General features: G+C 72.3%; 18 protein-coding genes and 1 tRNA gene. 5 read left to right on the top strand and 14 right to left on the bottom strand.

Annotated elements, in window-relative coordinates; genetic code table 11:
* Nucleotides 1–103: 103 nt before the first annotated feature.
* The 4 genes from ACGFT1_RS32330 to ACGFT1_RS32345 form a co-directional block, all read right to left on the bottom strand.
* A complete protein-coding gene (locus ACGFT1_RS32330) occupies nt 104–1,201 on the bottom strand; it encodes a hypothetical protein (protein WP_373912535.1) in 1,098 nt (365 codons plus the stop codon).
* A 252-nt stretch (nt 1,202–1,453) separates the two neighbouring features.
* Nucleotides 1,454–2,104 (bottom strand): response regulator transcription factor, encoded by a 651-nt coding sequence (locus tag ACGFT1_RS32335; protein WP_373912536.1) that lies wholly within the window; start codon nt 2,102–2,104, stop codon nt 1,454–1,456.
* A gap of 939 nt (nt 2,105–3,043) precedes the next feature.
* Nucleotides 3,044–3,117, bottom strand: a tRNA-Pro gene (locus tag ACGFT1_RS32340).
* Between the two features lie 111 nt (nt 3,118–3,228).
* Nucleotides 3,229–3,744 carry a hypothetical protein gene (locus tag ACGFT1_RS32345; protein ID WP_373912537.1) on the bottom strand — a complete coding sequence of 172 codons (516 nt, stop codon included), beginning with the start codon at nt 3,742–3,744 and terminating at the stop codon, nt 3,229–3,231.
* A 129-nt stretch (nt 3,745–3,873) separates the two neighbouring features.
* Between ACGFT1_RS32345 and ACGFT1_RS32350 the strand changes: the two genes are divergently transcribed.
* Together ACGFT1_RS32350 and ACGFT1_RS32355 are read left to right on the top strand one after the other, a co-directional pair.
* Nucleotides 3,874–4,218: a cupin domain-containing protein gene (locus ACGFT1_RS32350; protein ID WP_373912538.1), complete on the top strand. Its 345-nt coding sequence runs from the start codon at nt 3,874–3,876 to the stop codon at nt 4,216–4,218.
* A 107-nt stretch (nt 4,219–4,325) separates the two neighbouring features.
* Complete coding sequence (locus tag ACGFT1_RS32355; RefSeq protein ID WP_373912539.1) at nt 4,326–5,486, top strand: Gfo/Idh/MocA family protein; 1,161 nt, start codon at nt 4,326–4,328, stop codon at nt 5,484–5,486.
* A gap of 61 nt (nt 5,487–5,547) precedes the next feature.
* Here ACGFT1_RS32355 and ACGFT1_RS32360 read toward each other — a convergent pair whose 3' ends face one another.
* Nucleotides 5,548–6,579 (bottom strand): LacI family DNA-binding transcriptional regulator, encoded by a 1,032-nt coding sequence (locus ACGFT1_RS32360; protein WP_373912540.1) that lies wholly within the window; start codon nt 6,577–6,579, stop codon nt 5,548–5,550.
* Nucleotides 6,580–6,686: 107 nt separating this feature from the next.
* Here ACGFT1_RS32360 and ACGFT1_RS32365 point away from each other — a divergent pair, with 107 nt between their 5' ends.
* Nucleotides 6,687–7,691, top strand: a complete 1,005-nt coding sequence (locus ACGFT1_RS32365) for a Gfo/Idh/MocA family oxidoreductase (RefSeq protein ID WP_373912541.1) — start codon at nt 6,687–6,689, stop codon at nt 7,689–7,691.
* 64 nt (nt 7,692–7,755) lie between these two features.
* On the opposite strand, the gene ACGFT1_RS32370 is transcribed toward ACGFT1_RS32365, so the two are convergent.
* The 5 genes from ACGFT1_RS32370 to ACGFT1_RS32390 all read right to left on the bottom strand — a co-directional run bounded on the left by ACGFT1_RS32370 (nt 7,756) and on the right by ACGFT1_RS32390 (nt 12,041).
* Entirely contained in the window at nt 7,756–7,959 is a 204-nt protein-coding gene (locus ACGFT1_RS32370; RefSeq protein WP_373912542.1) for a hypothetical protein, read from the bottom strand.
* 161 nt (nt 7,960–8,120) lie between these two features.
* Nucleotides 8,121–9,029 (bottom strand): sugar phosphate isomerase/epimerase family protein, encoded by a 909-nt coding sequence (locus tag ACGFT1_RS32375; protein WP_373912543.1) that lies wholly within the window; start codon nt 9,027–9,029, stop codon nt 8,121–8,123.
* 1 nt (nt 9,030) lies between these two features.
* Nucleotides 9,031–9,942: an ATP-binding cassette domain-containing protein gene (locus tag ACGFT1_RS32380; RefSeq protein WP_373912544.1), complete on the bottom strand. Its 912-nt coding sequence runs from the start codon at nt 9,940–9,942 to the stop codon at nt 9,031–9,033.
* 3 nt (nt 9,943–9,945) lie between these two features.
* On the bottom strand, nt 9,946–11,022 hold the full coding sequence (locus ACGFT1_RS32385) for an ABC transporter permease (protein ID WP_373912545.1): 1,077 nt from the start codon (nt 11,020–11,022) through the stop codon (nt 9,946–9,948).
* Nucleotides 11,022–12,041 carry a substrate-binding domain-containing protein gene (locus ACGFT1_RS32390; RefSeq protein WP_373912546.1) on the bottom strand — a complete coding sequence of 340 codons (1,020 nt, stop codon included), beginning with the start codon at nt 12,039–12,041 and terminating at the stop codon, nt 11,022–11,024. The genes ACGFT1_RS32385 and ACGFT1_RS32390 overlap by 1 nt, the downstream gene beginning before the upstream one ends.
* A 248-nt stretch (nt 12,042–12,289) precedes the next feature.
* Here ACGFT1_RS32390 and ACGFT1_RS32395 point away from each other — a divergent pair, with 248 nt between their 5' ends.
* Nucleotides 12,290–13,708 (top strand): glycoside hydrolase family 5 protein, encoded by a 1,419-nt coding sequence (locus ACGFT1_RS32395; protein WP_373912547.1) that lies wholly within the window; start codon nt 12,290–12,292, stop codon nt 13,706–13,708.
* 66 nt (nt 13,709–13,774) lie between these two features.
* Here ACGFT1_RS32395 and ACGFT1_RS32400 read toward each other — a convergent pair whose 3' ends face one another.
* From ACGFT1_RS32400 to ACGFT1_RS32415, 4 genes are read right to left on the bottom strand one after another with little or no spacing between them, the layout of a single operon-like run.
* The gene (locus ACGFT1_RS32400; RefSeq protein WP_373912548.1) at nt 13,775–16,177 is read right to left on the bottom strand and encodes a glycoside hydrolase family 3 N-terminal domain-containing protein; all 2,403 of its coding nucleotides are present in this window, start codon (nt 16,175–16,177) and stop codon (nt 13,775–13,777) included.
* Nucleotides 16,174–16,992, bottom strand: coding sequence for a carbohydrate ABC transporter permease (locus tag ACGFT1_RS32405; protein ID WP_373912549.1), 819 nt, complete (start codon nt 16,990–16,992; stop codon nt 16,174–16,176). The genes ACGFT1_RS32400 and ACGFT1_RS32405 overlap by 4 nt, the downstream gene beginning before the upstream one ends.
* A complete protein-coding gene (locus tag ACGFT1_RS32410) occupies nt 16,989–17,945 on the bottom strand; it encodes a carbohydrate ABC transporter permease (RefSeq protein ID WP_373912550.1) in 957 nt (318 codons plus the stop codon). The genes ACGFT1_RS32405 and ACGFT1_RS32410 overlap by 4 nt, the downstream gene beginning before the upstream one ends.
* 7 nt (nt 17,946–17,952) lie before the next feature.
* On the bottom strand, nt 17,953–19,254 hold the full coding sequence (locus ACGFT1_RS32415; protein ID WP_373912551.1) for an ABC transporter substrate-binding protein: 1,302 nt from the start codon (nt 19,252–19,254) through the stop codon (nt 17,953–17,955).
* A 134-nt stretch (nt 19,255–19,388) separates the two neighbouring features.
* Between ACGFT1_RS32415 and ACGFT1_RS32420 the strand changes: the two genes are divergently transcribed.
* Entirely contained in the window at nt 19,389–20,414 is a 1,026-nt protein-coding gene (locus ACGFT1_RS32420) for a LacI family DNA-binding transcriptional regulator (protein ID WP_373912552.1), read from the top strand.
* Nucleotides 20,415–20,417: the final 3 nt, after the last annotated feature.

Genomic DNA, 20,417 nt, shown 5'->3' on the forward strand with positions numbered 1-20,417 from the left:
CGGGGCGGGGCGGGGCGGGCGCCACGAAGGGAGTCCGTCCCGTCCTCGGGGGAGGCGGGCGGGACGGACGATCAGGGGGGCCGGCCCCTTCGGGGACGGGGTGTCACATGGCGGTGCCCGTCGACCACAGCACCGCACCGCCCGAGCGGATGGTGACGTCCCCGTCGGCGCCGAGGACCAGTTGGGCACCGTCGTGGCCGTCCGTCCGGGAGGACCAGGCGGTCGCCCCGTCCTGGGTGTACACGGCGAAGTTGCCGTCGGCCTGGAAGACCGCCTTGGCGCCCTGTCCCACGGTGCCCGCCCACCACAGCGGGGTGCCCTTCGTGTCGTAGAGCACCAGATTGCCGTCGCCCTGGAAGGCCAGCATGATCCGGTTGGTGCTCCAGCTCTGGCCGGGTTCGAGCACCCTGGTGCCGTTCACCACGGCCGTCGTCCAGTGCGGCTGCGACGACGGCGACTGCCGCGGCCGCGGTGTGCTGCTGGTCCGCGGTGTCCCGCTCGGGGCCGGGGTATGGCTCTGCGACATCGGTTCCACGCTCCGCGTCCCGGGCGTGGGCGAGGCCGCCGCCACCTCCGCGATGCGGTGGGACCCGCCGTCCCCGGCGCCGTCCTTCCCGGGGGTGCCGCTGGACGTGCTCGGCCGGGACGAAACGCCGCTGCCGGTGTCCGGGTACTGCCCGGCGGAGGCGTAGTCCCCGTCGGTGTCCCCCGCTCCCGCCTTGAACGTGTGCGCCGGCGCGTCCTCGCCGAACACGGTCGGCGTCAACAGGAACAGGGCGCCGATCATGCCCGCTCCGGCCAGGACCGGCTTGGCGAGAGCGAGACGCAGCCGGGCGCGCCCGTCCCCCGCGGCCTCCGGTGCCGGGGTGTCCGGCCGGTGGCCCCGGTCCCGTCGGCGCCGTGCGCCGGGCGCTACGAGCGGGTCGGGCCCGGGATCTCGTTCGCCGGTCGTCGGCTCGTGCGAGGCGAAGGCGGTGTCGGGCCGCGCCGCCGGGACGGACGCGGCGGGCAGGACGGCCGTCTCGGGGTTCCGCGCGGCGGTGCCGTGGCCTGGAAGGTCCCCGGCGGGTGGCGGTCCACCCTGCCCCGTCTCACCCAACGGAGCCAGTTGCCAGGGGAGTTCGTTCTCCCACACCGCCTGGTCGGCCGACCCACCGGCGGTCTGGTCGGGGCCGCCGGTGCGCGGCTCACGGTAGTCCATCTGCATGCCTTTCCCGGTCGACGGGTGGGGTGATCGATCAACGGCGACCGATGGGTGCCGTTCCGCCCACGCGCCGACCCCGCCGACCGGTGTCGGAGGACGGGCTGCGGAGGACGGCCGCGCACCTCAGGAGGACGACCACGGCGGAACGCCTCACGAATCAGACTCTAAGGAGGGCGCGGGGCCAGTTACACCGGCGTAGCCGGATCATGCACGATCGCACGCCTGACCTACCCTTTTCGTCATCGGCGGTCACAGGATGCCCATGCGGATGGCGTGGGCGACGGCGTGGGTCCGGTTGCGCAGGCCCAGCCGCTTGACCACGGCCTGTATGACGCTCTTGATCAGGCGCTCGGAGTAGCTGAGCTTGCTGGCGATCTCCACCGTGTCGAGGCCCTCGGCCAGAAGCCTGAGCACGTCGATCTCGCGCTGCGCGAGCTCCACCGGCAGCAGCCCGGTGGCCGATTCGCTCTTCTGCATGGTGCGCATCCGGTCCAGGAGCATGCTCATCAGCACCGGGGGCACGACCGATCGCCCCTGGTGCGCCTCGACGGCCGCCACGACGATCTGGCTGAAGCTGGTGAACGGCCGTACGAGGAAGCTGGCCAGGCCGTGATTGACCGCGAGCGCCAGCTGCTGCTCCGAGATGTGGTCCGCGACCAGGACGATGCGTATCCGTCCACCGGTGGCCTGGCTGGCGCGGCTCATGAGGGAGAGCGTCTTGCCGCTGACCACCGCGGTGATCATCACCAGGATGTCGGCGTGGGCCGGTTCGTCGTCCGTCAGCAGCTCGATGCGCTCGTCCGCGGCCAGGAAGGCCATCGTGCCATCACGTGTGAGGGGATCGTCGGCCTCTACGACGACGCGCGGCACCGGGCGTGCTTCATCTGTGTAATCAGGCATGGGGGCTCCTTCTCGAGAGCACGGCACCGCACCCGGCAAGAGCAGAACCCGGGCATCGTCAGCGCCAGGAGCCGTGCCGATCAGGGGATCGGCCCGGGTCCGTGCCGGGCCCGTGTACTGCGGGGTGCGTCCTCACTTGCTCGGAACCGATCCTGACAGGAGTCACACCGGCTCCCGCGACTTCGGAGTCGATCAGTGCACTGTGAAACAAGAGCATTGCCCTGGCGTGCAATGTCATCGTCCATCGGGCAGCACGACACCTTCCCTGACGAGCGCTGTCGGCCCCCGGCCTCGGCGACGGCTGCCTGCCCGCCGGCCCAGACGTGCCCTTGCCCGCGCGGCCGGCCTCGGCGACGGCTGCCTCGGCTGGGCACCGGGCCGCCCGTTCCCGATCCCGGACTCCCTCCCCGTGCGCGCACACAGCCGTACCCGTGCCGCGGCACGCACCGTGGGCCGTCAGGTGGTGCGGCCGACGGCGGTCCCGGCGCCGGACGGTTCCGACGCCTCGCGGTCGCCGCCTCCGCCGGGAAGCGGTTCGCCGGCGGCGACGACGAGAGGGGGGCCGGCATCGACGACGGCCTCGCGGCCGTGGAGCGGCGGTCGTTCGACGACCGGGACCGGCGATCCAGGACAGGCCGGTGTGCCGCAGGTCGTGGCGCGCAGGAGTCCACGCGCACGCCTCGGCAGGATCGCGGGCCACGGATCGCTGACCACCATTCAGCGGTGCCTCCATCCGGACGTGCGCAAGCTGACGGCCGCCGAAGCGGCGCTCTGCGCACACCTCGGCGTGCCGCGCGCGCCACGCTCGCGTGCCGAGCCCGATCGTCGTGACCCGCCGACCCCGGTCAGGGGCGCCGGTCCCCAACCGGTCCCCGAAAATGATCGAAGGCCGGTTTCGGATACCTCCGAAAACCGGCCCTGACCTGCGACTTCTCAAAGTCGGGACGACAGGATTTGAACCTGCGACCCCTTGACCCCCAGTCAAGTGCGCTACCAAGCTGCGCCACGTCCCGTCGCGCTGCCACGCGGAGCCTCCCGCGTGATCACGCACGTCAACCCTACCGCACCGGCGCCGGTGCGCGTGTCGCGCTCGCGCCGGCCGCCGGGCGCGTCCGGTCCGCCGGTCATTTGATGAGCGCGTTCGCCACCACCACGATCATTCCCAGCAGCGCGTCCACCAGTCCGGTGAGGACGGCGGCCGGCCAGCTCCGCGCCGACCAGCGGGCGGTGATGAGGCCGAGCACGAAGAGGAGCACGACGTTGAGAACGAACGCCGCGTACTCGACACCGTTCGCCGGCCACCACCGCCAGTAGGCGCCCGCGAGCAGGAAGGCCGTGGGCAGCACCGCCGCGACGAGCGGCCATTCGTCGCGCACCGCGAGCAGTACGTCACGGCGGCGGTGCGGGGCCCGCTCGGCGACGTAGTGGGCGTAGCCGTGGGCGAGGGCGGAGGCGAGCGCGGTCACCAGCACCCATGCAGCGTCGTAGCCACGGACGCCGGCGGACGTGTGTCCGTACTGGGTGAGCGCCGCGACCATCGAGCTGGCGAGGACGGCGCCGTACACCCCGCCGAACAGGATGACCTCGCGGGCGTCGTGGTGCCGGGGCGGGGGCGTGCCGGCCGCCGGGGAGTCGGACATGCACTCCACGTTCGCCCGCGCCCGCCCCGCCCGCCACTCCACCGGGCGACGAAGTGTCCCCTCACCAGGCCCGACGCCCCACACACTGTCGACGGTGGCACGGCCCGCGCGCGGGCTAGGGTCGGCCGCATGACGCACAGTTTCGCGGTCCACATCCCCGACGCCGACCTCGCACCCGAGCCGCTCGACCCGGAGCAGATCGTCTCCGGGCGGCCGGAGGTGACCGGAAGGGTGGTCTGGGAGTCACCGGACGGACGGCAGATCCGCGGCATCTGGCAGATCACGCCGGGCGTGGTCACCGACACGGAGGCGGACGAACTGTTCGTGGTGATCAGCGGCTCGGCGACGATCGAGGTCGAGGACGGGCCGGTGCTGACGGTGGGGCCCGGCGACATGGCGGTGCTCCGCGCGGGTGACCGGACGACGTGGACCGTGCACGAGACCCTCCGCAAGGCCTACGCGATCAGTCTCTGAGCGCACCGGTCCCCCGCACCTGCCAGAGGGTTGACACGCCGCGTTTGTCCGGACAAAGGTGGCCCGGACAGAGGTGGACCGGTCCCGCTGGTCAGGGAGAGGTTGTCATGGTCGATGCGCTGGGTGTCGCCGTCATCGGGTTCGGCTGGATGGGCCGGGTGCACACCCAGGCGTACGCCCGGCTCCCCCACCACTATCCGCGGCTCCCGCTGCGCCCCCGGCTGGTGACGGTCGCCGAGGAGGTGCCGGGCCGCGCCGAGGAGGCCGCCGAGCGCTTCGGGTTCGCGTCGGCGACCCGCGACTGGCGCGAGGTGGCCGCCGATCCGCGGGTGCGGGCCGTCAGCGTCACCGCGCCGAACTTCCTGCACCGCGAGATCGGCGTGGCGATGGCCCAGGCCGGCAAGCACCTGTGGATCGAGAAACCGGTGGGCCTGACCGCCTGGGACGCCCGCGCGGTCGCCGACGCGGTCGCCCGGGCCGGCGTGCAGGGCACGGTCGGCTTCAACTACCGCAACGCGCCCGCTGTCGAGGCAGCCCGCGAGCTGATCGCCTCCGGCGGGATCGGCGCGGTCACCCACGCCCGCATCCGGCTGTTCAGCGACTACGCCGCCCACCCGGACGCCGCCCTTACCTGGCGGTACGAGCGCGAACGCGGCGGCAGCGGAGTGCTCGGCGATCTGGCCTCGCACGGCGCCGACCTGGCCCGGTTCCTGCTCGGTGACATCGCCTCGCTGACCGCCGACACCGCCCTCTTCGTGCCGGAGCGGGCCCGGCCGGCCGGTGCGACGGCCGGTCACGCCCTGGCCTCCGGCGGCGCACCGGGTCCCGTCGAGAACGAGGACTACGTCAGCTGTCTGCTGCGCTTCGTCTCGGGCGCCCGCGGGGTCCTGGAGGCCTGCCGGGTCTCGGTCGGCGAGCAGAACACCTACGGCTTCGAGGTGCACGGCACCCGGGGGGCGGTGTTCTGGGACTTCCGGCGGATGAACGAACTGGGCGTGAGCCGCGGGACGACGTACCGGGACCAGCCGGTCAGCACCGTGCATGTCGGCCCGGGCGACGGCGAGTTCGCCGCGTTCCAGCCCGGCGCGGGCAACGCGATGGGCTACGACGACCTGAAGGTGATCGAGGCGCACCGCTTCGTGCGCTCCATCGCCGAGGGCAGGCCGTACGGCGCCACCCTGGCGGACGCCGTGCACAGCGCGACCGTGCTCGACGCGATGACGCGGTCGGCCCGGCTCGGCTCGTGGGTGGACGTGGACGGCGGCTGAGCGCGCCGGAGAACCGCCCGCCCTCGGGCCGCCCGACCCGGTACCGCCCGGCCGCCCCCCGTCACCCGGCGGTCCGCGCGGGCATGTTGTACGGCGTGACGACCTGGATCGCGGACGGCGGCAGCGGCCCCGCGGGCGGCAGCGCGCCGTGGAACCGCATCACCTCGCGGCAGGCCTCGCGCATGTCCTGCCGAAGGTCGTGGTGGAGCACGGCGGACAGGCGGTGCTCGCGCAGCAGGCCGGTGTTGTCGTGGTCGAGGTCGTGCGCGACGAACACGGCGCAGTGCCGGCCGAGATCGGCGAAGGCCCGCAGGGTGGCGTTGTTGCCGCCGCCGATCGAGTACACCGCCCGGATCTCCGGGTCGCGTTCCAGGGCGGCGCGGACGAGGTCGTACTGCGTGGTGTCCAGCCCCTGCCCCTCGGTGATCTCCACCAGCGTCCGCGCCGGGTGCCGGGCCCGCATGACGCCGCGGAAGCCCATCTCGCGCTCCTCCTCGTTGCGGAAGAAACCGCTGCTGAGGCTGGTGAGGACGTTGCCGGGCCGGTCGCCGAGCCACTGGCCGGTCAGATAGGCGGCGGTCGCGCCGGCGGCCCGGTTGTCGATGCCGACGTAGGCCAGGCGGCCGCTGGCGGGCAGGTCGGTGACCAGGGTGACGACCGGGATGCCGGCGGCGGTGAGCCGGCCGGCGGCCGCCGTGACCTCGGGGACGTCGGGCGCCTTGAGGATGACGCCCTGGGAGCCGCGCCGGGCGATCCGGTCCAGTGTCCCGGCCTGCTCCCCGGCCGGGCCGGTCTCGCGGAAGTGGAATCGGGAGCGGACCACGGCCGGGTGCAGCGCGGGCAGTTCCGCCTCCAGGGCGGCGCGTACGGCGGCGGTGAACCGCTCGGGTGCCTGCGCCACGATGTCCACCATGAACGTGCGGCCGACCAGCCGTACCTGGGTGCGCTGGCGGTCGAGGTCCGCGATGGCCCGGCGCACCTCCTGCGCGGTGCTCTCGCGCACCCCTCCCCTGCCGTTCAGCACCCGGTCCACGGTGGCCTCGCTCAGGCCCGCCTGCCGGGCGATCTCGCGCAGGGGGAACGGGTGGCCCATGGCCCGGCTCCTTGAGGGGTTTTTGACGGCTGCCTGCTGGTTGTTCGAGGGGTTTGTGCTGACAAGAATGACAGGACCGCTCCGCTCCTGTGACCGAAAGAGTGCGCATGCGTATCGGAATTCTCGGCCTCGGCCGCATCGGCGCCTTCCATGCCGAGACCCTCTCCGCACTGGACGCCGTCGAGTCGCTGGTCGTGGCCGACCCGTTCGCGGGTGCGGCCGAGGCCGCCGCCGAGCGGTTCGGGGCGCGGGTCGCCGACTCGCCGGAGGCCCTGCTGGCGGCCGGCGTGGACGGCCTCGTCGTCGCCGCGGCCACCGACGCCCACCCGGCGCTGATCCGGGCCGGCGTCGAGGCCGGGGTGCCGGTCTTCTGCGAGAAGCCGGTGGCCCGCACGATCACGGAGTCAATGGCGGTGCGGGAGGCCGTGCGGGACAGCGGCGTGCCGGTGCAGATCGGCTACAACCGGCGTTTCGACGCGGGCTTCGCCGCCGCGCGAGCCGCCGTACGCTCCGGTGAGCTGGGCATCCTGCACACCGTCCGGTGCACGACCCTGGACCCGGCGCCGCCGCCCGCCGCGTACGTCGCCGCGTCCGGCGGGATCTTCCGGGACTGCTCCGTGCACGACTTCGACGTCATCCGCTGGGTGACCGGCCGCGAGGTCGCCGAGGTGTACGCGGTGGGCGGCAACCGGGGCGCCGGCTACATCAGGGCCGCGGGCGACGCCGACACCACCGGCGCGGTGCTCACCCTGGACGACGGCACGATCGCGGTGGTGTCCAACTCACGCCACAACGGCCGTGGTCACGACGTCCGCATGGAGCTGCACGGCTTCGCGGACTCCCTCGCCGTCGGCCTGGACGACAAGCTGCCGCTGCGCTCGGCCGAGCCGGGGGCGACCTTCCCCTCCGGCACACCGCACGACTTCTTCATGGACCGCTTCGCCGACGCCTACCGCGCCGAACTCGCCGCGTTCACGGAGGTCGTGGCCGGCGTCCGCCCTTCGCCCTGCACCGTCGAGGACGCCCTGGAGGCGGCCTGGATCGCCGAGGCCTGCACGCTGTCCCTGCGGGAGCACCGTCCGGTGACGCCGGCGGAGGTGCGCCGGGCGTGAGCCGGAGCCGGCAGGCGGGAGCGGAAGGCGGCGCCGGGCGCGTGCCCGGCGCCGTGACCGCGTCTCAGCCGCAGTACCGGATCAGCCATTCGTCCGGGTTGTAGGTGTCCCGGGCCGGGTCCGGCGTCGTCGCCGGCTTCGTCTCGACCGTCTCCTCCGGGCGTATCCGCTCCGGCAACGCGCCGAAGCGGTCGCGGCGCAGGGCGGCCGGATCGGCGGTGCCGGCGGCGTCCTGGGGCGTCGTGCGAGGTTCCGTACGGTGTGTCATCTCGTCCTCCCGTCGGCGCGGGCGTCCCCCGTCATCGAGCACAACGCCCGCGTGCCCCGGTTGGTTCCCGGCCGGGTCCGTGCCGAATCCCCTGGGACACCGAAGGAACCGGCCGCGGCGCGCCCGTCGCCGCGGCCGGTTCCTTCGGATCCGTCACGTCCTCAGGCCCCGCAGGACCGCAGGAAACGCCGGGTGCGCACCGCGATCGGCAGCGGCGCGTCCGGCTCGCACGGGTACATGTCCTGCTCGACGATCGCGAACAGCTCCACCCCCAGTTTCTGGGCGGCTTGCAGCACCGGTCCCAGCGCCGGCACGCCGGACGGCGGTTCGCACATCACCCCGCGCCGCACGGCCGGCCCGAAAGGCAGGCCGTCGGCGACCACCTGCGCGAGGACGTCCGGGTCGACCTGCTTGAGGTGCAGGTAGCCGATGCGCTCGCCGTAGGTCTCGATGAGCCTGACGCTGTCGCCGCCGCAGTAGGCGTAGTGCCCGGTGTCCAGGCAGAGGTTGACCAGTTCGCTGTCGGTGGAGTCCAGGAACCGTTCGACGTGGGCCTCGGTGTCGAGGTGGGTGTCGGCGTGCGGGTGCACGACGAGTTCCAGGCCGTACGCCTCCCCGACCTCGTGGCCGAGCCGTTCCATGCCCTCGGTCAGGTGCGCCCACTGCTCGGTGGTCAGCTCGGGGGGTTCCAGGATCTCGGCGGTCCTGTCGTCCCGCCAGAAGGAGGGGATCACCACGAGGTGCCTGGCACCCATCGCCCCGGTGAGCGCGGCGACCTGGCTGACATGGGCCCAGGTCTCCTCCCAGACGGCCGGGCCGCGGTGCAGGCCGGTGAAGACCGTGCCCGCGGAGACCTTCAGGTTCCGCCCGGCCACTTCCTCCCTCAGCCGTGCCGGATCGGTGGGGAGGTACCCGTAGGGGCCGAGTTCGATCCACTCGTAGCCGGCCTCGCCGACCTCGTCGAGGAAGCGCTCCCAGGGCACCTGCCGGGGGTCGTCGGGGAACCAGACGCCCCAGGAGTCGGGGGCGGAGCCGACCCGGATGCGGTCCAGAGGGGTGGGGCGGTCCATGTCAGGGGGTTCCTTCCGGGGAGGTCGGCACGGGTGCGCCGGGGTCGCCGTCCTCGGGCAGCTCCTCCACGTCGACGCCGCGCACCTGGGCCAGTTCGTGCTTGAGCGCGGCGAGTTCGGCGCCGCCGGCCATGTGGTTGGTCAGCTGCTCCAGGGTGACCTCGGCGCGTTCGGCGGACAGTTCGAGGGTGCCGAGGCGCAGGACGCTGAAGTGGTCGCCGACCATGTAGGCGTGGTGGGGGTTGTGGGTGATGAAGATGACGCCGAGGCCGCGGTCGCGGGCGGCGGCGATGTACTTCAGGACCACGCCGGACTGCTTGACGCCGAGGGCGGCCGTCGGCTCGTCCAGGATGAGGACGCGGGCGCCGAAGTGGACGGCGCGGGCGATCGCCACGCTCTGCCGCTGGCCGCCGGACAGGGTGCCGATGGGCTGCTCCAGGTCGTCCAGGGCGATGCCCATCCGGCGCAGTTCTTCGTCGGCGGTCCGTTTCATGCGGATGATGTCGAGGCGGCGGACGGGCCAGGGGCCCCGGGTCAGTTCGGACCCGAGGAAGAAGTTCCGCCACACGGGCATGAGGGGAACGGTGGCCAGGTCCTGGTAGACGGTGGCGATGCCCTTGTCCAGGGCCTCGCGCGGGGTGCTGAAGCGCACCGGCTGCCCGTCGACGAGGAACTCGCCCTCGGTGTGCCGGTGCAGCCCCGAGACGATCTTGATGAGGGTGGACTTGCCGGCACCGTTGTCACCGAGCACGCAGGTGACCCGGCCGGCGTGGACGCGGAGGTCGACGCCGTGCAGGGCGCGGACGTTGCCGTAGGACTTGCCGGCGCCGCGCAGTTCGACCAGGGGGCCGTCCGGTGCGGGCGCGCTCTCCTGGCGGGCGGTGCCGCGGGGTGAGGTCGCGTTGTCAGTCATGGGTCACCTCCGGGTCGCCGTGCGCTGGACCCACAGATTGATCAGGACGGCGCCGAGCAGCATCACGCCGAGGAACGCCTTGAACCAATCGGGGTTCCAGCCGGCGTAGACGATGCCCTGCTGCACCATGCCGAACATGAAGGCGCCGAAGACCGGGCCGATCGCGGAGCCGTAGCCGCCGGTGAGCAGACAGCCGCCGATGACGGCCGCGGCGATGTAGATCAGCTCCTGGCCGACGCCCTCGCCGGACTGCACGGTGTTGAACGAGAACAGGTTGTGCATGCCCACGAACCAGGCGCCGAAGCCGACCAGCATGAACAGGCTGATCTTCGTGAAGGTGACGGGGACGCCGACGGCGCGGGCGCTCTCCTTGTCGCCGCCGACCGCGAAGATCCAGTTGCCGTACCTGGTGCGCAGCAGCACCCAGGTGGCGAGGGCCGCGAAGACCAGCCACCAGACCACGGTGATCTTCACCTGTACCCCGCCGACGCCGAAGGAGGACGCGAAGATCCTCCTGGCCTGGCCGAAGCCGTCCATGTCGCTGACGTCGTCGGTGGCGACGTTCCCGGTGACCAGCTTGGTCACGGCCAGGTTGACGCCCTGGAGGATCAGGAAGGTGCCGAGCGTGATCAGGAAGCTGGGCAGTCCGGTCCTGACGACCATCCACCCGTTGAGGCCGCCGACCGCGAGGGACACGGCCAGGGCGACGATCACTCCGGTCCACACGTTCAGGGTGAGCTGGTAGCTGAGCATGCTCGCGGTGAGCGCCGAGGAGATCACCGCGACGCCCGAGGAGAGGTCGAACTCGCCGCCGATCATCAGCAGGGCCACCGGGAGCGCCATGATCCCGATGGTCGACGACTGGTAGAGGATGTTCGCCATCGAGCTGCCGTCACGCACCGGCGGCGCCGCGATCAGGAAGAAGACCAGGACGGCCGCGGCGCCGAGGAAGACGCCCACTTCGGGCCGGGCGAGCAGCCGGAGCGGAAGCGGGCGCCGGGTGGTGCGGCCGTCGGTCCGCCGGGGTCCGGGCGCCGGCGGCGTGCCCACCGCCGGTTCAGCCTGCTGGGCCATACTCATCACCGGGTGCCCTTCGCGGCGAACTCGGCGATCTTGCCGACGTTGCTCTTGTCGACGAAGGCCGGGCCGGTGAGCACCGGCTGCACTCCGCCGCCGCTGTAGTTGCCGTTGTTCTTGTAGAGCCACAGGGAGTCGACCGCCAGGTAGCCCTGGAGGTAGGGCTGCTGGTCGACGGCGAACTCGATGCTGCCGTTCTGGACGGCCTTGACCAGCTGGTTGTTGAGGTCGAACGTGGCCACCTCGGCCTTGCTGCCCGCGTCCACCACGGACTGGGTCGCGGTGAGGGCGATGGGGGCGCCGAGGGTGACGACGGTGTCGATGGAGTTGTCCTGCTTCAGCTTCGCCGTGATGGTCGACTTCACGGACGGCATGTCGGTGCCGTTCACGTACAGGGTCTCAGTGGTGCCCTTGAACGTCTTCCGCACGCCGTCGCAGCGCTGGGTGAGGCCGACGTTGCCCTGTTCCTGGATCACGCACACGATCTTCTTGGCGGGGGTGGTGTCGAGCTTGTCGCCGAACGCCTCGCCCGCCACGCCCTCGTCCTGCCCGAAGAACTCGACCAGGCCGAGTTTCTTCCAGTCGCTCAGACCCGAGTTCAGGCCCACCACCGGGATGCCGGCCTGCTCGGCCTTGCCGAGCACGCCCTTCATGGCGTCCGGCTTGGCCAGGGTGACCGCGATGCCGTCGACCTTCTGGTCCACGGCGTTCTGCACCAGGCCGGCCTGGTTGCCGGCGTTGGGGTCGGCGGAGTAGACGAGCTTGACGTTGTCCTTGGCCGCCGCGGCCTGCGCGCCCTTGCGGACGGTGTCCCAGAAGGTGTCTCCGGGCGCCTGGTGGGTGACCAGCGCGACGGTCATCCGGGGCGTGTCGGCCCTGCCCGCGGACGCGTTCGCCGCTCCCTCCTCGGCCTTCTTGCCACCGGAGCCGCTGGAGCAGCCGGCGAGGGTGAGGGCCGCCGCGGCGGCCACGACCGCGAGGGGGGCCGCTCTGCGGGAGCGGGAGCGAGAAGAGCGGTCCATCTTGCCTGCACCTCACTGTGCGTGCGACGGGGGAACGGACGCTGTTGCGTTGGGACGGGATACAAGCCTCTGCCGGGCCCACTGTCAATACTTTGTCAAGACATCCTTTCACGGGCAGGGCAGAATGTAAGAACAGAAGACGGCGCGTGGACAGCGGGAGACGGAGGAGGGCACCGGGCCCTTGAGAAGCGCGGCGACTGCTGGTGGGATGCGCGGCACGACGAACACCGCCGGCCCGGAGGTCTCCTGTGCTGCGAGCGATTCTGACGGCGAGCGCGGCCGTCGCCGCGCTGCTTGCCCCCGTCACCGCCACCGCCACCCCCACCGCTCACGCCACCGCCACCGCCCCCACCGCTCACGCCACCGCCGAGTACCCCGGGCGGGGGATACCCCCGCTCACCGACCGGCAGGGGCGGGTCCTCACCCTGCGCGGCTGGAACCTCGAGGACAAGGCGCACCGTGGCGACCAGGCGCTGACCGGCATCACCGAGCGGCACCTGCGCGACATGCGCGCCCAGGGCTTCGACTTCGCCCGGCTCCTGGTCTTCTGGGACGACCTGGAGCCGGGACCGGGACGGTACAGCAGCGGTTACCTGCGCAGGATCGGACGGATCCTGGACTGGGCGGAACGCCACGGCGTGAAGGTCGTGCTCGACGCCCACCAAGACGTCTTCGGGCCCGCCTTCGGCCACCGCGGCATCCCCGCGTGGGCGACCAGGACCGACGGACTGCCCTTCACGCCGCACCCGGACGACTGGTTCGCCGAGTACTTCGAGCCCGCCGTGCAGCGCGCCTTCACCCATCTCTACGAGGACGCCGACCTGCGCCGGGCCCAGGCCGGTATGTGGCGGACCCTCGCCGCCCGCTTCGCCCGCCATCCGGCCGTGCTCGGATACGACCTCCTCAACGAACCGATGGGCGAACTGCGTCCGGGGGAGGATCCGGTGACGGCGGCGGGCCGCATCGAGCGCGAACAGCTGACGCCGATGTACAACCGGCTGGCCGGCGCGGTCCGTTCGGCCGACCGGCGCTCCTGGCTGTTCGTCGAACCCACCCCGGTCGTGGGCGAGGGCGTGCCGACCGGCCTCGGCCGCGTCGAGGACCCCCGCGTCGCGTACGCGCCGCACTTCTACGACACCGCCATGGAGGCGGGCTCCGACTACGACCCCGGCGCCGGCTGGATCGAGGCGTACGAGCGGGCCGTGACCGTCTACCCGGAGCGGTACGGGGTCCCGGTCGTGGTCGGCGAGTGGGGCCCGCCCGACAGCACCCTGCCGAACATGGGCCGCTTCTACCGGGACGCGATGGCCTCCCTGGGCCGCTACACCTCCGGCTGGGCGGGCTACGAGTGGTGCTATGGCGGCGGGTACTGCGCGGTCGACGCCACCGGCGCCTTCCGCGCCCACAAGGAGCTGACCGCCGAGCCGTACGCGCAGGCCGTCGCGGGCACGGTGCGCTCCGCCGTGTACGACGCCGGGCGGGGCGTGTACCGGCTCTCCTACCGCGCGGCACGCCACGGTTCCCGGCTGACCGCGCTGTCCCTGCCGCCGGGCACCTGGCGGATCACGGCCGGCGGCGGCGCGGCCGTCGGGCACGGCACGGCCGGCCGGGCGTGGGTGCGGGCCGTGCCGGGCAGCCGGGTGACCGTCACCGTCGAGCGCGGCTGACGGCCCGCGCCGTGGCCCGCCTCCCCTCCGGGGCGGGCCACGGCGCGGTGGCGGTGGCGGTGGCGGTCAGGCGGCGCGCGGCTCCGGTTCCGGCCGTCCCGCCGCCCCCTGCTCGAAGTGCGCGTGGAACCGGCGGCGGTGGTCCACGTGGCGCGGCTCGCCGGTCAGGGTGACCGTCGCCGTCAGCCGGACGTCGCTGCTGGACGCCGCCAGACGCAGGTGCAGCTCGCCCGGTTCGACCACCCGGCGCCCGTCGCGGCCGGTGAAGGAGGCCAGGTCGGCCGGTACCGTCACGCGCAGGCGGCGGGCCTCGCCCGGGGCGAGCGCGACCCGGGTGTACCCGATGAGCCGCTGCACCGGCTGGACGACGGAGGCGACCGGGTCGTGCAGGTAGAGCTGGACGGTCTCGGTGCCGTGCCGCTCCCCCGTGTTGCGCACCGTGAGGCCGAGGGCGAACTCGCCGCCGGTGTCCGCCCGCGCCCGCTCGACCGTCAGGCCGTCCCACTCGAAGGACGTGTAGGACAGGCCGTGCCCGAACGCGAAGGCCGGGGTGGGGTCGATGCTGGAGACGTCGCCGGCCTGGGCGAGCCGGGCGCCGAGGTAGGTGGCGGGCTGGCCGCCCGTACCGCGGGGCACGCTGACCGGCAGCCGCCCCGAGGGGCCGGTCCGGCCGCTGAGGACACCGGCGAGGGCGGTGGTGCCCTCGGCGCCGGGGAAGAAGGACTGCACGAGCGCGGCGGCCTCGTCCACGGCGCGGCCGAGAGCGTAGGGCCGGCCGGCGAGCAGGACCGCCACCACCGGCGTGCCGCTGTCCAGCAGCGCGTCGAGCAGGTGCTGCTGGGCACCGGGCAGGGCCAGTGACTCGGCGTCACAGCCCTCACCGCTGGTGCCCCGGCCGAACAGGCCCGCGCGGTCGCCGAGGGCCACGACGACGACGTCGGCCCCGCGCGCGGTGCCGACGGCCTCGGCGATGCCGGAGACGTCACCGTCGTCGACGCCGGTGCCGCGGGCCACGGTGATCTCCGCGTCGGGGAACTCGCGCCGGAGGGCGTCCTCCAGGGTGGGCAGGTCGATGCCGGCCGGTGTCCCCGGGTGGTGCACGCCGACGTGCTGCGGGAAGGAGTAGCAGCCCAGTACGGCGGTGGGTGCGGCGGCGTTGGGGCCGATCAGGGCGATTCGGCGGGGCCGGTCCAGGGGCAGGGTGCCGTCGTTGGCCAGGAGGACGACGGCCTCCTCCGCGACGGTGCGGGCCAGTTCCCGGTTCTCGGCGGTGTCCAGGCCGACGCTGCCGCGCAGGGCGTCCGGATCGTCCAGGTCGCCTCCCCGCAGAGCGTCCGGGACCGGGTCCCAGCCCGCGTCGAGCAGCCCCAGCCGGGCCTTCTGGGTGAGCACCCGGTGCAGGGCGCGGTCGATGAGCGCCTCCGGGACCCGGCCCGCGGCGACGGCTTCGGCGAGGGGGGCGCCGAACGTCTTGACGGTGGGCAGTTCCACGTCGACACCCGCCCGCAGGGCCGCTCCCGCGGCCTGCGCCCAGTCGCCGGCGACGCCGTGCAGGGTCTTGAGGAAGGCGATGCCGAAGTAGTCGGCGACGACCGTGCCGTCGAAGCCCCAGGTGTCGCGCAGCAGCCCGGTGAGGAGGTCCTCGTCGGCCGCGGAGGGCATGCCGTCGGTGTCGGTGTAGGCGTGCATGACGGAGTCGGCGCCGCCCTCGCGCACGGCCATCTCGAAGGGGGGCAGGACGATGTCCGCCCGCTCGCGCGGGCCCATGCCGACGGGCGCGAGGTTGCGGCCCGCACGGGAGGCGGAGTAGCCGGCGAAGTGCTTCAGGGTGGCGACGACGCCGGCGGACCGCAGCCCCTGGACGTAGGCGGTGCCGATGCTGCCGACGAGGTACGGGTCCTCGCCGATGGTCTCCTCCACGCGGCCCCAGCGGGCGTCGCGCACCACGTCCAGGACGGGCGCGAGACCCTGGTGGACGCCGACGGACCGCATGTCCCGGCCGATGGCGGCGGCCATCCGGCGGATCAGGCCGGGGTCGAAGGTGGCGCCCCAGGACAGCGGGACGGGATAGGCGGTGGCGCCCCAGGTGGCGAACCCGGCCAGGCATTCCTCGTGCGCCAGGGCGGGGATGCCGAAGCGGTTCGCGGCCATGATCCGCTTCTGGGTGCGCAGCAGGGAGAGGGCGCCGAGCGCGGGGTCGACGGGTGCCGTGCCGAAGGGGCGGGTGAGCTGTCCCAGGCCGGCCGGCAGGAGGGCGTCGAGGTCGACCGCGTCCTCCATGTCGTGCTGGTGCGGGGCGACTTCGGCGCCCTCGTCGGACGCGCCGACCCACACGCCGTACAGCTGGGCGATCTTCTCCTCGACGGTCATCGCGCCGATCAGCGCGGACACCCGGGTGCCGGTGTCCTGGGCCGGGTCGTTCCAGAGGGGGACTTCGGGGATGGTCTCTACGGCCACGTTGGCGGTCACTTTCCTCCCATGCCCATCAGGCCCTGGACGAGGGCCCGGCGGGCGAACAGGTAGACGAGCAGGACGGGCACCATGGAGAGCGTCACGGCGCCCAGCAGACCGGGGATGTCGATGCCGTGTTCGGTCTGGAAGTTGTACAGGCCCAGCGTGATCACCTTGGTGGAGTCGGACTGGGTCAGGACGAGCGGGAACAGGAAGCCGTTCCAGGCCTGGAGGGCGGAGAACACCACGATCGTGGAGAGGCCGCCGCGCGAGAGCGGGACGACGAGCTGGAAGAACATCCGCCGCGGGCTCGCCCCGTCCATCGTCATGGCCTCGAACAGCTCGGGGCTGATGTCCCGCATGGCGCCGGTGAGGATGAGGGCCGACATGGGCAGGCAGAACGCGGCGGTGGGCAGGATGATGCCGAGCAGGTTGTCGTACAGCCCCGCCTCGCTGATCAGGTAGAACATCGGGACGATGACGGCCTGGGCGGGGATGGCGAGGCCCAGCAGGAACAGCCGGAAGACCTGCGAGGTGACCCGGCCGCGGCTGCGGACGATGGCGTAGGCCAGGGGCGGTACGAGCAGCAGCACCACGCCGACGACGCAGACGGTGACGACGACGGTGTTGAGGAAGTACCGGCCGAAGCCCGAGTCGAAGGCCCCGGTGTAGTTGTCCAGGGTGAGGTCGCGGGGGAAGGACAGGGGCCCGTTCTTCGCGTAGTCCTGGCGGGTGCGCAGGGTCGCGGCGAGCATCACGTACAGCGGCAGGCCCACCAGGACGAGCCAGACGAGCGAGCCGGCGCCGGCCGGGTAGTTGGGGCGCTGCCTCATGACACCCCCTCCATGGAGCTGCGCATCCTGTCGTAACCGGAGACGCGGACGACGATCAGCGAGACGACCGTGGCGGCGGCGACCAGGCAGAGGGCGATGGCCGAGCCGGCGCCGAAGTCGAATCCCTTAAAGGCCTTCTGGTACATGTAATAGGCGCTGATGGTGGTGTCGGTGCCCGGTCCGCCCTGGGTGAGGATCAGCACGGTCTCGAAGGTGGTGAGCCCGCCGACGATCATCAGGATCATCGAGGTGATCACCGAGGTGCGCAGCTGCGGCAGGGTGATGTGGAAGAACCGGCGGTAGCGCCCCGCGCCGTCGATCGCCGCCGCCTGGTACAGCACCTGCGGGACGGCACGGGCGGCGCCCTGATAGATCAGCGTGTGGAACGGGGTGAACTGCCAGGTGCTGACGAAGGCCAGCACGCCGATGGCCGAGGTCTGCTCACCGAACAGGTTGCCGTCGCCGAACAGCCAGGTCATCCGCGCGGGAATGCCGAAGTTCGGGTCGAGCAGGGCCCGCCAGAGCACCGACACGGCGGTGGAGGACAGCAGCAGCGGGACGAAGTAGATCGCCGAGAGGACGGCGCGGTTGCGCTGGTGTCCGGCGGCCCAGACGCCGAGCACGATGCTCAGCGGGGTCTGCAGGGCCACGCCCAGGCCGGTGAGCAGCAGGGTGAGCCAGATGCTCCTGATCATCACGGGGTCGTCGAGGATGCGCTGCCAGTTGTCCGTCCCGACGAACCGCGGTGACCCCAGGCCGTTCCAGCTCATGAAGGACAGCACCGCCACCATGATCAGCGGCACGATGGCGAAGAGGGCGAAGAACAAGGTGGCGGGCAGGGCCCAGAGGGGGCCCGGGCGCGTGCCCTGGGCGGTGTAGGGGGCTTCCGTCCGCCGCCGGGCCTTCCCCGGGGCCGTGGCGGCGGGCGGGGCGCTCGTGGTCTGTGTCGTCATGAGCGGTTCACTCGGCCGGGAGGGCCTGCATGGCCTTGATGAAGCCGTCGGTGTCGAGCTGCCCGTCGAAGAACTGCTGGACGGCCTGGTGGATGGGCGTCATGGCCGACGGCGGGAAAGCCTGGTCCCACGACAGCTGGAAGGACTTCGCCTTGGCGACGAGGCCGTACTGGAAGCGGGAGTAGGCGGGGCTGGCCGACGTGCCGAGGAACTGCGGCGTGTTCGTGGTGGTCGGCAGGTTGCCGATGGCGAGCTGGGCCTTGACGAACTGGTCGGAGTACATCAGCTTCAGGAACCGGGCGACGGCCTCGGGGTGTTTGGTCTTCTTCAGCACCGAGTAGAAGTTGTTGGTGTTGCCGACGACGTCGGACGGGTCGCCCTTGCCGCCGGGGACGGCCGGGAACGAGCTGTAGCCCAGGCCCTTGGCGGCGAAGTCCTTGGCGTCCTGCTGCTGTTGCGCGTAGTACCAGGAGCCCATCAGCTCGAAGCCGGCCTTGCCCTGGGCCACCAGCGCCGGCGAGGCACCATTGGTGTACTTCACGGAGTCGTAGTTCTTGCCGAAGGCGCCGGCGTCGACCAGCTCCCGGAGCATGCCGAGCGCCTTGCGGCTGTCGGCGCTCGCCCAGGCGTCCTTGTCACCGTCCAGGGCCTTCCGGAACAGCTGGGGGCCGGCGACGCGGTCGTAGACGTACTCGAACCACATCAGCGTCGGCCACTGGTCGCCGCCGCCGAGGGCGATGGGGGTGGTGCCCTCAGACTTGAGCTTCTTGACGGCGTCGAGCAGCTGGTTCCAGGTCGCGGGCCGGTCCACGCCCGCCTTGCCGAGGACGTCCTTGTTGTGGAACAGCAGGACCGGCTGGGTGCCGCGCATCGGGATGCCGTAGGGCTTGCCGTCGATGACGGCGCTGTTGTAGACGGCGGGCAGGAACTTGTCGTCCAGGTTCGGATTCTTCTTCACGAAGTCGTCCAGCGGCATCAGCAGACCGGCCTGCACGAACGGCTGGATGCTGCCGCCGCCCCAGTTGAAGAAGACGTCCGGCGCCTGCGGCGTGTTGATGATCGTCTGGAGCTTCTGCTGGTAGTCGGCGCCGGGGATCGTGTCGAGGACGGCCTTGACGTCGGACGTCCGGTTGAAGGTGTCGACGATCCGCTTCTCGACCTTGTTGCTGGCGTCCCCGTAGACCAGTACGTGGATCCTGCCGTCGTCCGAGGAACCTCCCCCGCTGTCTCCGCACGCGGCGAGGCTCGCCGCCAGGGCGAGCGTCGCGCCGCAGGCGAGCACCCGGGGCATCCGTGTACGCATGGTCATCCGCCTTCCGAAAGTTTCGGTAGCAAAGCCGAAAGTCCTGCGGCTGGACACTAGGAGCAGAGCGGAGAAATGGTCAACGGTCGTGCACGCACGCGGCCAAACCGTTATCGGGCGCCATGCCCTATGCTGCGGCCATGGGCGCAGAAGACGAGGTCGGCCGCAGAGTGACCCTGGCAGCCGTGGCCAGAGAGGCCGGCGTCTCCCTTCCGACAGTTTCGAAAGTCCTCAACGGTCGTTCGGATGTGTCCCCGGCAACCCGGGACAAGGTCGAGCGCCTGCTGGAGGCCCACGGTTACCGCCGGCGCACCCCGGGGCCGCCCCCGGCCCCGCTCATCGAGATCGTCTTCCACGAACTGGAGAGCGTCTGGGCGATGGAGCTGATCCGGGGCGTGGAGAACGTCGCCCAGCGCAGCGGCGCCACCGTCGCGCTCACCGAGAGCGGGACACGGCAGGCGCCCGGACCCGAGTGGATCGAAGGAGTCCTGCGCCGCCGGCCCCTGGGGGTGCTGCTGGTCTTCTCCACCGTGCCGGAGGCCGTGAAGCGGCGGCTGCGGTCCCGGGCCATCCCGTTCGTCATCGTGGACCCGGCCGGCGACCCCGACCCCGACGTACCGTCGGTCGGTTCGGCCAACTGGGCCGGCGGGCTGGCCGCCACCCGCCACCTCACCGACCAGGGCCACGAACGCGTCGCCATCATCACCGGCCCCGAGGACCTGATGTGCTCGCTGGCCCGGCTGGACGGGTACCGCTCCGCGCTGGCGATGGCGGGCCTGGAACCGGACCCGCGGCTGGTGCGCTTCGGCGACTTCCACGTCCAGGGCGGTTACGAGCACGCGCTGGAGCTGCTGCGCCGCCCGGACCGGCCCACGGCGATCTTCGCCGGGAGCGACCTCCAGGCGCTGGGCGTCCTGGAGGCGGCCCGGGTGCTGGGCCTGAGCGTGCCGCGGGAGCTGTCGGTGGTGGGGTACGACGACGTACCGCCGGCCCGGTGGTCGAGCCCGCCGCTCACCACCGTGCAGCAGCCGCTGCGGCGCATGGCCGAGGAGGCGGCCCGGATGCTGCTGCGGCCCGCGGATCCCCGCAAGGCCGCCCTGCGCATCGAGCTCGCCACGCATCTGGTGGTGCGCCAGAGCACCGCCGCACCGCCCGCGCGGGACTGAACT

Origin of the sequence: Streptomyces sp. Y20, from assembly GCF_043195475.1 — a bacterium.
Classification (GTDB): Bacteria; Actinomycetota; Actinomycetes; order Streptomycetales; family Streptomycetaceae; genus Streptomyces.